Origin of the sequence: Sulfurimonas sp., from assembly GCF_029027585.1 — a bacterium.
Classification (GTDB): domain Bacteria; phylum Campylobacterota; class Campylobacteria; order Campylobacterales; family Sulfurimonadaceae; genus Sulfurimonas.
In genome coordinates, this window is record NZ_CP093397.1 from 522,718 (window position 1) to 536,432 (window position 13,715).

Annotated in this window: 17 protein-coding genes and 1 pseudogene; 1 reads left to right on the forward strand and 17 read right to left on the reverse strand. The window is 31.0% G+C overall.

The window, feature by feature from the left end; genetic code table 11:
- Positions 1 to 12: 12 nt before the first annotated feature.
- The 15 genes and pseudogenes from MOV50_RS02770 to MOV50_RS02840 form a co-directional block, all read right to left on the reverse strand.
- Complete coding sequence (locus MOV50_RS02770; RefSeq protein WP_321778894.1) at positions 13 to 1,152, reverse strand: hypothetical protein; 1,140 nt, start codon at positions 1,150 to 1,152, stop codon at positions 13 to 15.
- 50 nt (positions 1,153 to 1,202) lie between these two features.
- Positions 1,203 to 1,772, reverse strand: a complete 570-nt coding sequence (locus MOV50_RS02775; RefSeq protein WP_321778895.1) for an aminodeoxychorismate/anthranilate synthase component II — start codon at positions 1,770 to 1,772, stop codon at positions 1,203 to 1,205.
- A gap of 3 nt (positions 1,773 to 1,775) precedes the next feature.
- Positions 1,776 to 2,619, reverse strand: a pseudogene (gene galU / locus MOV50_RS02780) (UTP--glucose-1-phosphate uridylyltransferase GalU).
- Between the two features lie 53 nt (positions 2,620 to 2,672).
- Positions 2,673 to 3,692: an AI-2E family transporter gene (locus tag MOV50_RS02785; RefSeq protein ID WP_321778896.1), complete on the reverse strand. Its 1,020-nt coding sequence runs from the start codon at positions 3,690 to 3,692 to the stop codon at positions 2,673 to 2,675.
- A 2-nt stretch (positions 3,693 to 3,694) separates the two neighbouring features.
- Positions 3,695 to 4,471: an ABC transporter permease gene (locus MOV50_RS02790; RefSeq protein ID WP_321778897.1), complete on the reverse strand. Its 777-nt coding sequence runs from the start codon at positions 4,469 to 4,471 to the stop codon at positions 3,695 to 3,697.
- Positions 4,472 to 4,497: 26 nt separating this feature from the next.
- Entirely contained in the window at positions 4,498 to 6,378 is a 1,881-nt protein-coding gene (gene flgK / locus MOV50_RS02795; RefSeq protein ID WP_321778898.1) for a flagellar hook-associated protein FlgK, read from the reverse strand.
- Between the two features lies 1 nt (position 6,379).
- Entirely contained in the window at positions 6,380 to 6,808 is a 429-nt protein-coding gene (locus MOV50_RS02800; protein WP_321778899.1) for a hypothetical protein, read from the reverse strand.
- Positions 6,809 to 6,828: 20 nt separating this feature from the next.
- Positions 6,829 to 7,041: a flagellar biosynthesis anti-sigma factor FlgM gene (locus tag MOV50_RS02805; protein WP_321778900.1), complete on the reverse strand. Its 213-nt coding sequence runs from the start codon at positions 7,039 to 7,041 to the stop codon at positions 6,829 to 6,831.
- 68 nt (positions 7,042 to 7,109) lie between these two features.
- Positions 7,110 to 7,412, reverse strand: a complete 303-nt coding sequence (locus tag MOV50_RS02810) for a rod-binding protein (protein ID WP_321778901.1) — start codon at positions 7,410 to 7,412, stop codon at positions 7,110 to 7,112.
- Positions 7,413 to 7,422: 10 nt separating this feature from the next.
- Positions 7,423 to 8,469: a flagellar basal body P-ring protein FlgI gene (locus tag MOV50_RS02815; RefSeq protein WP_321778902.1), complete on the reverse strand. Its 1,047-nt coding sequence runs from the start codon at positions 8,467 to 8,469 to the stop codon at positions 7,423 to 7,425.
- Between the two features lie 35 nt (positions 8,470 to 8,504).
- Positions 8,505 to 9,104, reverse strand: coding sequence for a 16S rRNA (guanine(966)-N(2))-methyltransferase RsmD (gene rsmD, locus MOV50_RS02820; protein WP_321778903.1), 600 nt, complete (start codon positions 9,102 to 9,104; stop codon positions 8,505 to 8,507).
- Positions 9,094 to 9,462 (reverse strand): hypothetical protein, encoded by a 369-nt coding sequence (locus MOV50_RS02825; RefSeq protein ID WP_321778904.1) that lies wholly within the window; start codon positions 9,460 to 9,462, stop codon positions 9,094 to 9,096. Before MOV50_RS02825 ends, rsmD begins: the two co-directional genes overlap by 11 nt.
- The gene (locus MOV50_RS02830; protein WP_321778905.1) at positions 9,459 to 10,154 is read right to left on the reverse strand and encodes an exonuclease domain-containing protein; all 696 of its coding nucleotides are present in this window, start codon (positions 10,152 to 10,154) and stop codon (positions 9,459 to 9,461) included. Before MOV50_RS02830 ends, MOV50_RS02825 begins: the two co-directional genes overlap by 4 nt.
- Positions 10,148 to 10,687: a hypothetical protein gene (locus tag MOV50_RS02835; RefSeq protein WP_321778906.1), complete on the reverse strand. Its 540-nt coding sequence runs from the start codon at positions 10,685 to 10,687 to the stop codon at positions 10,148 to 10,150. The genes MOV50_RS02830 and MOV50_RS02835 overlap by 7 nt, the downstream gene beginning before the upstream one ends.
- Positions 10,680 to 11,108 (reverse strand): hypothetical protein, encoded by a 429-nt coding sequence (locus MOV50_RS02840; protein WP_321778907.1) that lies wholly within the window; start codon positions 11,106 to 11,108, stop codon positions 10,680 to 10,682. Before MOV50_RS02840 ends, MOV50_RS02835 begins: the two co-directional genes overlap by 8 nt.
- Before the next feature lie 90 nt (positions 11,109 to 11,198).
- On the opposite strand from MOV50_RS02840, the gene murA reads away from it, so the two are divergent.
- Positions 11,199 to 12,461, forward strand: a complete 1,263-nt coding sequence (murA, locus tag MOV50_RS02845) for a UDP-N-acetylglucosamine 1-carboxyvinyltransferase (RefSeq protein ID WP_321778908.1) — start codon at positions 11,199 to 11,201, stop codon at positions 12,459 to 12,461.
- Between the two features lies 1 nt (position 12,462).
- Here murA and MOV50_RS02850 read toward each other — a convergent pair whose 3' ends face one another.
- Both MOV50_RS02850 and MOV50_RS02855 read right to left on the reverse strand, forming a co-directional pair.
- Positions 12,463 to 12,840, reverse strand: coding sequence for a heat shock protein transcriptional repressor HspR (locus tag MOV50_RS02850; RefSeq protein WP_321778909.1), 378 nt, complete (start codon positions 12,838 to 12,840; stop codon positions 12,463 to 12,465).
- Positions 12,841 to 12,852: 12 nt separating this feature from the next.
- Positions 12,853 to 13,713, reverse strand: a complete 861-nt coding sequence (locus MOV50_RS02855; protein ID WP_321778910.1) for a J domain-containing protein — start codon at positions 13,711 to 13,713, stop codon at positions 12,853 to 12,855.
- Positions 13,714 to 13,715 lie beyond the last annotated feature (2 nt).

Consider the following 13,715-nt stretch of genomic DNA (forward strand, 5'->3'; position numbering starts at 1 on the left):
GTTTGTTCTAGTTTAATCATGGTTACCTTTTGTAACATATCCTTCATAAACTATTATATTTTTGTAACTTATCGTTACATTATTATATAAATTATTTTTATTTCTATTTCTAATAAATTTATACTTGTTACAATAAGTTACATTATAAAACCGTAATCTATTTTGCATTTTTTTATCTATGGAGATACACTCTATATTTTTCTCTTTTAATTCAAGTGCTAATTCTTTTGCAATATGCATATTATATGCAAAATGTTGTTGGGGTTTTTCTAGAACTATATACAATTCTTTATTGAAAAATACAACTAAAGAATTTAATGTCAACAAGATAAGTGATACAACAAAAGCAATTTTATACTTTGTTCTAAATATTTTCAATCTAACTTTATATGAATGGTAAAATGTTTGCGCGACTAAAGGTAATGCCAATATCAAATATGGAGCAAAGTGTTCTAACTCCATTCTTTGTCTAAAGGAGAGTAAAAGTGAAATAATAAAAGCGATAGAAGATATAAACCATAGTATATCAATCTCTTTTGTCAAATACCTTCTATATAAGACATAAAAAATATATACAAATATTATAGGTGTGAAGATGGCAGCATATACAGCTATAGAATCTAAAAAGTGTCCTTGTGCTACACCTTTTGCTTCAACTCCATATATACCAATAGATATAAAAAGCGCCATTATATTAAATAGAAAAAATTTCTTTTGTGAAGTATATATAGCGTAAATAGCTAAGGATAAGAATAGATATAAAAATCCTCCATCAATTATTGCATAGATGCCAAGTATGATATAGATGCATGTTTTAGAAAAATGTTCATACGCATATACAAAAAATAATAATCCAAAAATAACTAGCCCTGCTCCATCTACGATAATAGCTGAACTAATAACTCCAGGAAGAAGAACAAAAATCAAAACTAACCACAACTTACTTCTTTCATCTTTTAAATACTTGTTTGATATTTCATATAAAAGAAATGCACTAGCAATATGCAACATTATCATTGGAAGTCTTAAAGCAAAATCATTTTGACCAAAAAGTTCAATGGAAGATTTAATCATAAACTGTAAAAAGGAGAGATCTCCATATAAAATCATAGATTCATTATATGAAATTGAAAGAGAAGATGTTTGTGACAAAAGGATTAATGCATCTATTCCTAATATTAAGAATAAGATGTATCTATAGCTCATAACTTTAAAAAATTTCCTATTATTTCATGACCGTACTCACTCATAATTGACTCTGGATGAAACTGTACGCCATATATTTCTTTATCTTTTATTTTTATTGCCATTATTTCATTGTCATCTTCGCTATATACTGTTGGCTCTATTTGACTTGGAAGAGATTTTTTATCTACAATAAGAGAGTGGTATCTTGTTGCTGTAAAATTTTTTGGTAAACCTTTAAAAATTTCACACTCACTAACTATATTCATAGTTGATGTTTTACCATGCATCATATTTGTAGCACGAACAACATCTCCACCAAAAACTTGAGCAATACTTTGATGTCCTAAACAAATCCCAAGAATTGGCAATTTATCTTTAAAATAATCAATAACTTCTAATGTAACACCCGCTTCATTTGGAGATGCCGGACCAGGAGAAATTATGATTTTCTCAGGAGCAAGTTTTTCAATCTCTTTCACACTCATTTCATCATTTCTTATTATTTTCAAATCAGCACCTAATTCTCTACAATATTGAACTATATTATAGGTAAAACTATCATAATTATCTATCATTAAAATCATACTTTATCCGTTAGCACTTTTTTTATAAAAATAGTTTGTAGCTTCTACAAAACCATCTACACTACCACAATCAAATCTTTTACCTTTAAATTTATAAGCAATAACATTACCTTGTTTTGCTTGTGTAAGAAGTGCATCTGTTATTTGTATCTCTCCACCACGACCAGCTTTTGTATCTTTTAATATTTCAAAAATATCAGGTGTCAGTATATATCTTCCTATAATTGCTAAGTTTGATGGAGCATCTTGGGGTTCTGGTTTTTCTACCATGTCACCAACTCTGATTATATTATCTTCTAAAAATTCTCCCGCAATAACCCCATATTTGTTTGAGTCTTGAGGAGGAATTTCTTCAACTGCGACTATACTACATTTATATATTTCATATAATTTAATCATTTGACTTAAAACTGATTCGCCATCTTCGTTATCACATAAATCATCTGCTAATATCACAGCAAATGGCTCATCTCCAATAAGTGTTTCACCACAAGCGATAGCATGACCTAAACCTTTCATCGCTATTTGTCTTGTATATGAAAAAGTACAGTTTGTTATTACATCACGAATCTCTGTTAAGTAATGCTCTTTTGATGTGCCTTTGATTTGATGTTCAAGTTCATATGATATATCAAAATGGTCTTCAATAGCTCTCTTCCCACGACCTGTTACGATTGCCATAGTGTCTATATCAGCACCAAGAGCTTCTTCTACACCATACTGAAGTAGTGGCTTAGTTTAAAACAGGTAGCATCTCTTTTGGTATAGCTTTTGTTGCAGGTAAAAATCTTGTTCCATATCCAGCTGCTGGAAAAAGGCATTTTCTTATTTTCATATTATTTGACATTATAAACCTTGTTAAATTCTAAAAGATGAGTATATCTTTTTTGCTCTTTTATTTTACTTATTATCTACTTTAAGGTTATCTCCACTACCTAAAAGTACAGCTATCCATCTTGTATTTTCTTTTTCATCTAAAATTATTTTCATCATTATTGTTAGTGGAATAGAAAGTAACATTCCTACCATTCCAAGTAACCAACCCCAAAATAGTAACGATAAAAATACCACTAAAGTGGAAAGACCTAAACCTTTACCCATCATTTTCGGCTCAATCACAGAACCTATAATAATATTTACTCCAACATAAATACCACTAACAATAATTGCACTTAGTGAACCTAGCTGAATGAGTGTCAGTAAAACTGCTGGAACAGCTGCAATAATAGAACCAATATTTGGAATGAAATTTAACATAAAAGCTAAAACTGCCCAAAGAAATGCATAATCAGTACCTACAATATAAAGTGATAACCAAATTATAAAACCTGTAAAAAGTGAGATAAGAGCTTTTAAAACCATATAACTTTTTATTTTATTTGTGATTTCTTGTATATTGTTTATAAGAGCACTATCTTTTGATATAGATAGAATTTTACTAACAAAATTTTGAGATTCTAAAAGCATAAAAATAACGCTTAAAAGAATAACAAACCCATTTGTAAATATTGAGCCAATACTTTGAATGATAGTGCTTGAAAATTGCATAATTTGTTTTGTGTTAACAAGACTAGATATTTCAGCTTCTGGTATTTCTATACCGTATTTTGTTGTTAACTCCACAAATTGATGAAATACAACTGATAGTTGTTGTTCATAAAAGCCTATGTTTGCGCTAAACTCTTGTGCTGAGTTTCCTATAAGTTTTGCTACTGAAATTAAAAAAATTAAAAATAAGCCTATAACTATTATCAAAGATATAATGCTTGGAACTCCCTTTTTGTTTATAAATGCATACAATGGGGAAAGGATAATAGCAATAAATAAAGAAAGTAAAAATGGAACAACAATCGCTGAAGCAGTTTTAATTCCTGCTAAAACAATAATAACACTTGCAAAAACAATAAAAAAATATCCCATATTTAGCCTTGTATCTCTTTTTGATTTGTTATCTGTTGAAGATAATTTGAAATGTTTATAAGTGAAAAAGTAACCAAAAATATCATCAAACCTGGGAAAAAGCTAACCCACCAAGCAATCTCAATAACTTCTTTTCCCCCACTTAAAATTGTTCCCCAACTCATTTGTGGAGCGACAATCCCAAGACCTAAAAAACTAAGTCCTGATTCTGCAAGTATAGCACCACCAACTCCAAAAGTAAAACTAACAAAGTATATAGGGGCTAAGATAGGAGCATAATATTTAAATAATATCTTCATCTTACTTACTTTAGCAATATTTAGTATTTTGATATATGGTTGAGTTGTAACTTTAAAACTCTCAGAACGGATTAGTCTTGCTGTTGTCATCCAACCTGTTATAGAAATAATAACTATCAAAACTAAGGCAGATGCATTTACATAACTTACTAGTGCTAGAAGTAAAAAGAATGTTGGAAAAGTTAAAAATAAATCAACTGTGATTATAAATGCTTTATCAACATTACCTCTAAAATAACCAGCCATTGAACCTAAAACAAGTCCAATTATTGATGATATAAAAGCGCTTCCAACACCGATGATTAAAGATACTTTTCCACCTTCAATGAGTCTAGCCAAAATATCTCTACCTAATCTATCAGTACCGAGTAAATGTTCAAAAGAGGGAGATAATAGTATAGATACACTATCTAAGGAATAGGCATCTATCCTATAAAAAAAAGAGCCTAAAAATGAAAATGAAAAAACTAAGACCAACAAAATTATGCTTATTTTTGGTAATTTATTTATGCTTTTATTCCTAAAAGTGTTTGCATCATTTGGTCTATTGTTGTTATAATTTTTGCAGCCGCACCATATGAAGTTTGGTATTTTATAAGATTTGTCATCTCTTCATCTAGACTAACTTTTGAAACTGAATAATATTCTAACTGTATTGCATTAAACTGAGTAGAAATTGTTTCATTTCTAAGTATTGCAGCATTTGTTTGAGTTCCAACATCAGTGGCAATAATATCAAACATTGAATAAGCAGTTTCATTATATGTTATCCCACCAACTTTAAAATCAAACTTTTCATATTGATGCTGAACCATGCTAAGTGCAATTACATTGTCCCCTGCTAATGGTGTTGCTCCAGCAGATATAAGAGTTGGATTATTTTTTATATTTGCATTGAGGCTAATACTTTGAGCATCATTTCCATCAAAATATCTACTCATTCCAAAAGCACCTGCAAAATTAGTTCCTGAATCATAAGATGCATCTTTTAAAGTATCTTCTATTGAAAATGTATAACCAAGTGATTGTTTAAGTGCGTCAAGTTCAAATTCAAGTGCATTTTCACCACTTGCATAAGTAGCCCAATTAAATATAATATAATCATCTATATCGTTATTTGCATTTCCATCACCATTATCGTCTATCTGTGCTTCAATTTGCGCCTGTATTGAGTTTGAACCAGCTACTCCCGTCATTGTAGTTGCTACATCAATTTTAATAATTCTTCTTGCTACAATTTTTCCATCAATATCATATACAATAAGACTAAATTCTCCTTCGTTTACATTATAAGATGAATTAGTCAAAGAATTTGATGGATTCAAAGTTAAAGTATTTGATTCCATTTTTTTAGTAGCACTTCTTGCATATATATTATTTGTTGACTCAATCATACTCTTTGCAAAAGCGTCTAACTCTGAAATAACACTTTGGATCACCCCATTTGTCGGCATTCCACTCGTTGAATCTAATGAAGCACCACGAAGATTTAAAATAGAACCAATAACACCACCAGATATTTTTTCTGCCATTGGTATAAGTTTTCCATCTTGTCTTTCATATGAAACTTCATAAAAACCTTTTTCACTATTTTTATTGTCTATATGAATTGGATGGTACGAACTTCCATCTACTATGTTAAATCCATTGACATTTATTGTATAACTTCCTGTTTTAGTATTTGAAGAACTATCGATTTGAATATTTGATTCTAATTGTCCTGAGTTTGTTACAGCACCTATTAGTCTTGATAAACTTCTTTCCAATACATTTCTTTTATCTCTTAAATCATTCGCTGTATAAGTTTTTCCTGCTTCTGCATTTTCTATTGATTTATTTAGTCCTGCAAGTTCTTTTGCTATTGCATTAACTTCATTTATATTCACTGCTAGTTGATCATTTAATCTTGTTTGTAATTTTTTAACTTGATCTTGAGTATATGCAATATGCTTTGTTAGTGTATTTGTTTGAGTTGCTAGTGCTAATTTAATAGCATCATTGTCTGGGTTATCTGCAAAAGTTTGCCACATATTATAATACTTTGTTAAATCAGCCTTTACTCCAACACCATCAATCTCTGGAAAATATGTTGAAAGTTCTTCCAAAGTTTTTTTCTCAAAATCACTATACTCTTTGTCTGAAGAAACAGAGGTGTATCTATCAAAAACAAAATTATCAAAAACTCTTTTGATATCCATAACAGTTGCACCATTCCCAACATTACCTGGAGCTGAATTAAGAGGTGTTGCAGCTGCTGTTACAACTCTTTGTCTTGTATATCCCTCTGTTTCAGCATTTGATATATTGTGTCCTGTTGTATTGATTCCATTTTGAGCTAAATTTAAACCAGAGTAACCAATATGAAGTGCATTAAATATCGAAGCCATATTACACTCTCACTTCCAAGATAGCTGAGTTCTTAGATGCTACTTTTTGATAACCTTGCATTTCAGTAGGAACAATTTTTTCTAAAAAATTATTATATAAATTGCTTACAACTAAAACCAATCTTGCATAATGCTTATTTACATCTCTTAGATTATTTAGTTCTACTTTTAAATCATCAAGCAGTAGATGTTGTTCTTCGCTAAGGAGTTTTGGTAAATCCATATCAGGATTTTGTGTCATTAAGGATGATATTTCATGGTCAATCATCGCTTTTTTAGTCTCAAAACTTTTTAGTTTTTCTTCTTTAAGTGATAATCTATCAAATTGAGGATCATTTTTAGCCTCTTTTATATCATCTATATCAGACTCTGTAATTTTAATTAAGTCCCGTAAATCTTTTAGGGCACTTTGTAAATGGTGCGACAACATCTTAAACCTCTATCTTAACTTTAAACCTGTAGTAACTCTTCGGCTATCTTTTGCGAAAGAGCTTCTAGGTTAATCTTATACTCACCAGAATCAAGAGCTTCTTTAATTCTCTCCACCTTGCTTGTATCACCTTGTTTTGAAATATTCGTCTGAGTTTTGTCAGTTTCTTTGGATTCTCCAAAGTTACTAGCATAAGCACTACGAACCGCTGAACTATTTAGTTGCGAAATCATAATTTATCCTTCTTTTGTCCATATAAACTTTATATTATACAGCTATATCGACAAATAGATAAAAAACTTCAATTTTTTCTAGATAAAAAATCGTACAACATCTCAGAAAACCCGAAGCTTCCAGCACTTGCTTTTGCTAGTTCATCTCTGTACATTGACTTATATATTTTATCACCTGGATCGTTTTGTTCTGAAAAAAGATTTTTCTCATCTTTCATCGCATTATCCATAAGCATTTTGATAATTATTGACTCAAATGCATCTGTTTGCTCCTTTAATTTTGCATCTTCTAAATTGGAATCAATTTTTGGAATTGCTAAGTTTTGTGTCATTAACTTAGCTTGCATATTAATTGAGTTAGTTCCGTACATCATCTCCTCCTTATATTACTTTTAATTCTGCTGCGATACTACCAGCAACTTTCATAGCTTCTAAAATAGATATTATGTCTTTAGGAGTAGCTCCTAATTTTTGAAGTGAACGAACTACATTTGCCACAGTTGTTGTCCCTGTTTTTGTATAAATCTCATTTTGATTTAATCCAATAACCAAATCTTTATCAACAACCATTGAGCCCTCAGGCTGTGAAACTGTATCTTGAGCAATGATTTTTATAGTTATATCTCCGTGAGTCAAAACAACTGGTTTAACTTCTATATCTACTCCAGCTATAATTGTTCCTGTTCTCTCATTTATAATGATTCTACTCTTTGGAGTATAAACCATATCTATATCTTGAATCTCTGCTAAAAACTCTATCATACTTTTGTTTTTAGGTCTTTTAAGCCTAATGGTTCTAGGGTCCATTGCAACAGCAACTTGAGTGTTATAAACATTATTGATGGCTTTTTGAATTGCTACACTATTTCTAAAGTTATGCTCTTTTAAAGATAAAGTCACATACTCCTGATGGTATAGGTCAATATGTATCTCACGCTCTACATAGCCACCTTCAAAAACGATGCCAGATGTTGGATGAGATTCACTTCCTGCACCTCTAGAATTTTTACCACCAATACTTACAGAACCTTGAGCAAGTGCATAGATCTTACCATCAACCCCTTTTAAAGGTGTCATTAAAAGTGTTCCACCTTCTAAAGACTTTGCATCTCCAATAGAAGAAACTGTTATATCAAACTTATCACCTTGACGAGCAAATGCTCCAAGGCTTCCAGTTACAACAACAGCCGCAACATTTTTTGATTTTATATCGATTGGATTCATATCAATATTCATAGCTTTTAACATGTTTGAGATAGACTGAAGAGTAAACTTAGATGTTGTACCATCACCAGTTTTTTTAAGACCAACAACCAAAGAGTAACCTATGATTTGATTATCACGAACTCCGACAACATTAGCAACATCAGTAATTTTTGTAGCAAAAACAGTAGTCATTGCAAGTAGTAGTAAAATAATCGTTTTCATAGCTAGTCCTTTAACTAGCTAATAGTTAGCAACTCCTATTCCACATTAGCATCTAAATAGGTAAGAGTTGTATTTCCAAACTTTTTAGATTTTTTCTTTTTGTAGTTGCCTATGTTTTGTGGTATTTCTAAACCTGTCATGTGTTCTATGATTATTAGGTTTGACAACTCAGTTGGAATAGACTTTATAAGTAAAAGCATTTTGTCATAAATATCTTCCATACCTTCTCGGATGCTAAAAGGTGGGTCGATGTAAAAATATGCTATTTGATTATTTTTCTTTAAAGTCGAAATCACAGCTTTAATATTCTCAAAACTATCTCCACTAAAAATTTCACAAGCAGATGCATCCGTTTTTGAGATATTTTCTTTTAAAACCTTTATGACATCTTTGTCTTTTTCCATAAAAATGATGTTGTTAGCTCCTCGACTAAGGGCTTCAAGTCCTATCGAGCCACTTCCTGAAAAAACTTCCACAAAGGTAGCATCTATGATATCAAACTGAATAGTATTAAAAAAAGATTCAAGAACTATGGATTTTGAAGAACGAGTAGTTATTTTTGATGGAAGTTTTAAAACTGTATTTTTAAATTTACCAGAAACTATTTTTTTTGTAAGTTGTTTATTACTTTTCATAAAATGCTTTTACTGCTTTTATTATATTTTGCTGGTATTCTTTAGTTAACAAGTCTATTCTTTTTTCTAAAATATGAAAGTTAGCATTTCCTTGAGGTTCAAACTTTTGTTCTTGCACTTGCTTTGGAGATATACTTTCATATCTATTTTCAAGTGCTAAAATAAGAGCAGACTTTGAAAATGGCTTGATTAAATCTGCATCTTTTTCTTTTCCAATGTAAAAACTTCTCTCATCATCAGCAACTTTAAAATCCCTAACAACAATGTCACACTGTTTTATAGAACTAAGATGAGAAGCTAAAAATAGTTCTAATGACTTTTGTAATAATGGTGACTTACACTCAACTGCTACTTTCATAAAATACTCCCTAAATGATACTCAATACTATATCTTAAATCTTCATCTAAATCTACAACATAACTTAGCATCCACTCTAAGTAACCTCGGTCACACATAGAAATCTCTTCTATATAACGCCCACTATATTTTCCAAATTCAAATTTTTCAAGCAATACTTTTTGAAAACTCAGTTTAGTAAAATCTCTTTTAGTATCCATTTCTTTGAGATATTCATAAAGATTTTTTACTACTTTAGCATTGTCTAAAGCATTATAAGCATCTAGACTTTTTTCCTCTTTTTTATATAGTTTTAACTCATATCTTAAAAACTGTAATGAAAACATTTCACATTCGGGAACTAGATGCTTAGTAACTCTTAGAGTATCTATAACTTCTCCTAAAAAACTAAAACCAGCATTTTGGAGCATACTTAAATCAAATTTTACATTATGCCCTATAATAATGCTAGATGCTCTGTTATGTTTTAAAAGAAATTTATATGTTTCACTGTCCTTGAGGTTCACTTTATTTTTTAGCATTTCGGTTGTGATATGGTTGATACTCGAGGCAATTGAAGGTACTTTTTTTCCTTCATTTACTAACTCAAACATAGTTGTTATTTGTTCATCTTCAACAGCGACTAAACCCATAGAGATTATTTTATCTTTTACTTCTAAACCTGTTGTTTGAACATCAATAAAAATCAACATTTAACTATCTTAACTCTTTTGCATCTATGCGACATAATCATAAAAGAAAAGTATCCACTTATTAAAATAAAAGCAAATAACCAGTAGATGCTAAACCATGAAAACACGCTGTGAAGTGATGTAAAGATATATGTATATACTAAAGATAAAATCATCAATGAACCAACTAACCATATCATCAGCATAAACCACTTTCTCCATACTTTAACTATATCCCCATATCCAATATCTTCAAGAACATCTTTCATGTCACATGAGTAAAGTTTAAGTTCATACCCTGCGATTTTTGTATTAAATATATACTTTAAAGCCCTAAACAGTGCTATAAGAAGAGTTAAACTCCAAGAGATTGGAAACCAAAATATAAAAACATTTTTAAGTGCCAAATAAACTTCACTGTTTAAAGTTGGTAAATCTTGGCTCAGGTAAGTATATATAGTTATGATAAAAGAAAGTGTAGATGCTAAAATAATACTGCATAAACTTACACGTACAAGCCATCTAAGCCATAAAAAAAAGTAAAATTTATGCATCTTTTTTAAATTTGCCTAACATACCATAGTAATTTTCTAAACTCATAAAACTTTTCTCAAATCTATATCTTATGATAAACTCAACTATGTTATTTTTTAAGCCAACTTCAACATTTTGGGCCTTTCCAAAATAACCCAAAGATATATTTGTACTTTTTTTACTTGCATTTTTATCATAACTTATTGCTAAGATTTGAAGATATTTTCCTTTTTTTATCTCACCTAAATTTTCATCTAAAAGTGAGGCACCAGAGAGATTTATTGCTTTAAAATTAAACAAATCAGAAAAATTTTCTAACTTTTCATCAAGGTAAAGTTTTTCATATAAAGCTTGTAAAATCTTCATATTTTCTTGTCTTGTAGTTTCATAAGAAGAAATCTTGTTTGTTAATTTTTTTAATCTCTCAAGTGCCGAACTCATAATGTTTCTCCTGCTTATATATACTTAGAAGTATATCAAAAAAGGTTTCTTTTAGCTATAATTTCATTAATTAAAACACAAGAGAGTTATATGGATTATTTACGGATAAAAAAAGTTGAATCTTTAAGTGGAAATATCAAAATATCTGGTGCTAAAAATGCCTCTCTTCCTTTGATTGCAATGACTATTCTTGCAAAAAATAGTGTTCATATAAAAAACTTACCAAAAGTTGCTGATATAAAAACACTTTTAAAACTTCTCTCAAATCTTGGTGCTAATTGTGACTTTCATGATGACAAAGTTGTTGTGGACACATCTACACTAACACAAACAAAAGCAACTTATGACATTGTAAAAACCATGAGAGCATCTATCTTAGTTTTAGGACCTATCTTAACTCGTTTTGGTCATTGTGAAGTTTCTTTACCTGGTGGCTGTGCCATAGGACAAAGACCTGTTGACTTGCACTTAAAAGCTCTAGAGCAAATGGGTGCAATAATTGACATAAAATCTGGTTACATTGAAGCAACTGCTCCAAATGGCTTAAAAGGCTGTGATATCATTTTTGATAAAATTACTGTTACAGGAACTGCAAACATTATTATGGCTGCTGCTTTAGCACAGGGCAAAACAACCCTAACAAACGCAGCAAGAGAACCTGAGGTTGTTCAACTTTGTGAAGTTTTAAATAACAGTGGAGTAGAAATAGAAGGAATTGGAACTGCTATTTTAACTATCCATGGAAGTAACTCTAAATTACTAAATATTAAAGAATTTTCAGTTATCCCTGACCGTATAGAAGCTGGAACTTACCTTTGTGCGGGAGCAATAAGTAGAGATGAGTTAACTTTAACAAGTGTAAATGCCAAGCATCTAGGCGCTGTCTTATCAAAACTTGAAGAGATGGGAAGCAGTTTTACAATCACAAAAGACACGATAACTATCCACCCTTCTAAAATAATAAAACCCGTAAAAATAGTAACTCAAGAGTACCCTGCTTTTCCAACAGATATGCAAGCTCAATTTTTAGCACTTGCAACTCAAGCTGATGGCACTTCGATTATTGAAGAAAGACTATTTGAAAACAGATTTATGCATGTAAGTGAGCTTCAAAGAATGGGAGCGGATATATCTTTAAATGGACATGTTGCTACTATTAATGGTGGGACAAAACTAAGTGGAACCGATGTAATGGCAACTGACTTAAGAGCATCTAGCGCTCTTGTTCTTGCTGCTCTTGTTGCAGATGGAGTCACAAATGTGCATCGCATCTATCATCTTGACCGTGGATATGATGCTCTAGAGAAAAAGCTTGAAGCTGTTGGAGCAAATGTTAAAAGACTTAAAGAGTAGTTTACTCTTCAAAGATTATCATCTCATAAATTGATTTTTTTGTAACTAAAGCCTTATCTGGAGATACAGAGTGTGTGTTTTGAGCGAGTGAAACTTCATGACGAAGCTCTGCTATCTCTGTTTCCATGCCATCTACATTTTCTTTTAGTCTAAGTATGATATCAACACCCGCCAAATTAACACCCAGTTCACGAGTAAGTCTTAGTATGAGTTTTATTCTATCAATATCTCTTTGTGAATACAATCTTATGCGACCATTTGAACGAGATGGACATACCAAATTTTCACGCTCATACTGTCTAAGAGTTTGAGGGTGTATTTCTAAAATTTTTGCTACGATACTTATGAGATAAACTGGTTCGTCATATTTATGTATCATTATAAACTCCTCTTACTCTTTAGGTAATTTTTCTTTCATTATATCTACTAACTTTTTATCAAGTTCATCAATAACTGGTAAGATAATGTTTGCTTCAAGATATAAATTACCACGAACTTTTGTTTTTCTATTCATAGCTCCCATCTCTTTTACGCGAAAGCGTTGTCCATTTTTAGTATTTTGAGGAACTTTTAGTTTTATCTCTTTTTCTAATGTTTTTATTGCAATTTTATCGCCAAAAAGTGCAGCGTACAAAGGTACATCAAAAGATTTGATTAAATCATCATCTTCTCTGATGTACTCAGGGTTAGATGCAACTTGAATCTTTAAAAATAAATCCCCTGCTCTTCCACCTTGAGCATGACCTTTTCCTTTAACCCGCATCTTCTCTCCACTCTTAACTCCAGCAGGGATTTTAATGTCAAATCTCTCACCATTTACAGATACAGAATGGGAACCACCTAAAATAGATACACTAAAAGGAATAGTAACACTTGTTTCAATATCTAAGTTTGCTTGTTGTTGGAAACCTCCACCAAAACCGCCAAATCCACCACCGCCGCCACCGCCAGCGAACATTTGTCTTAGTATGTCATCTAAATCACCTTGTCCGCCACGACCATGTGAACGAGAAAAATCATGGAAATTTTGACCACCGAACATACTGTCACCATGCATGTCGTACTGTTGTTTTTTCTCTTTATCACTTAAGATTTCATATGCAGAGTTTATCTCTTTGAACTTATCTTCTGCACCTTTATCTTTATTTACATCAGGGTGATATTGTCTTGCTAGTTTTCTATAAGCTTTTTTTATTTCCGATTCACTTGCACCTTCATTGATTTCAAGTGTCTTGTATAATGATTTTGCCATTA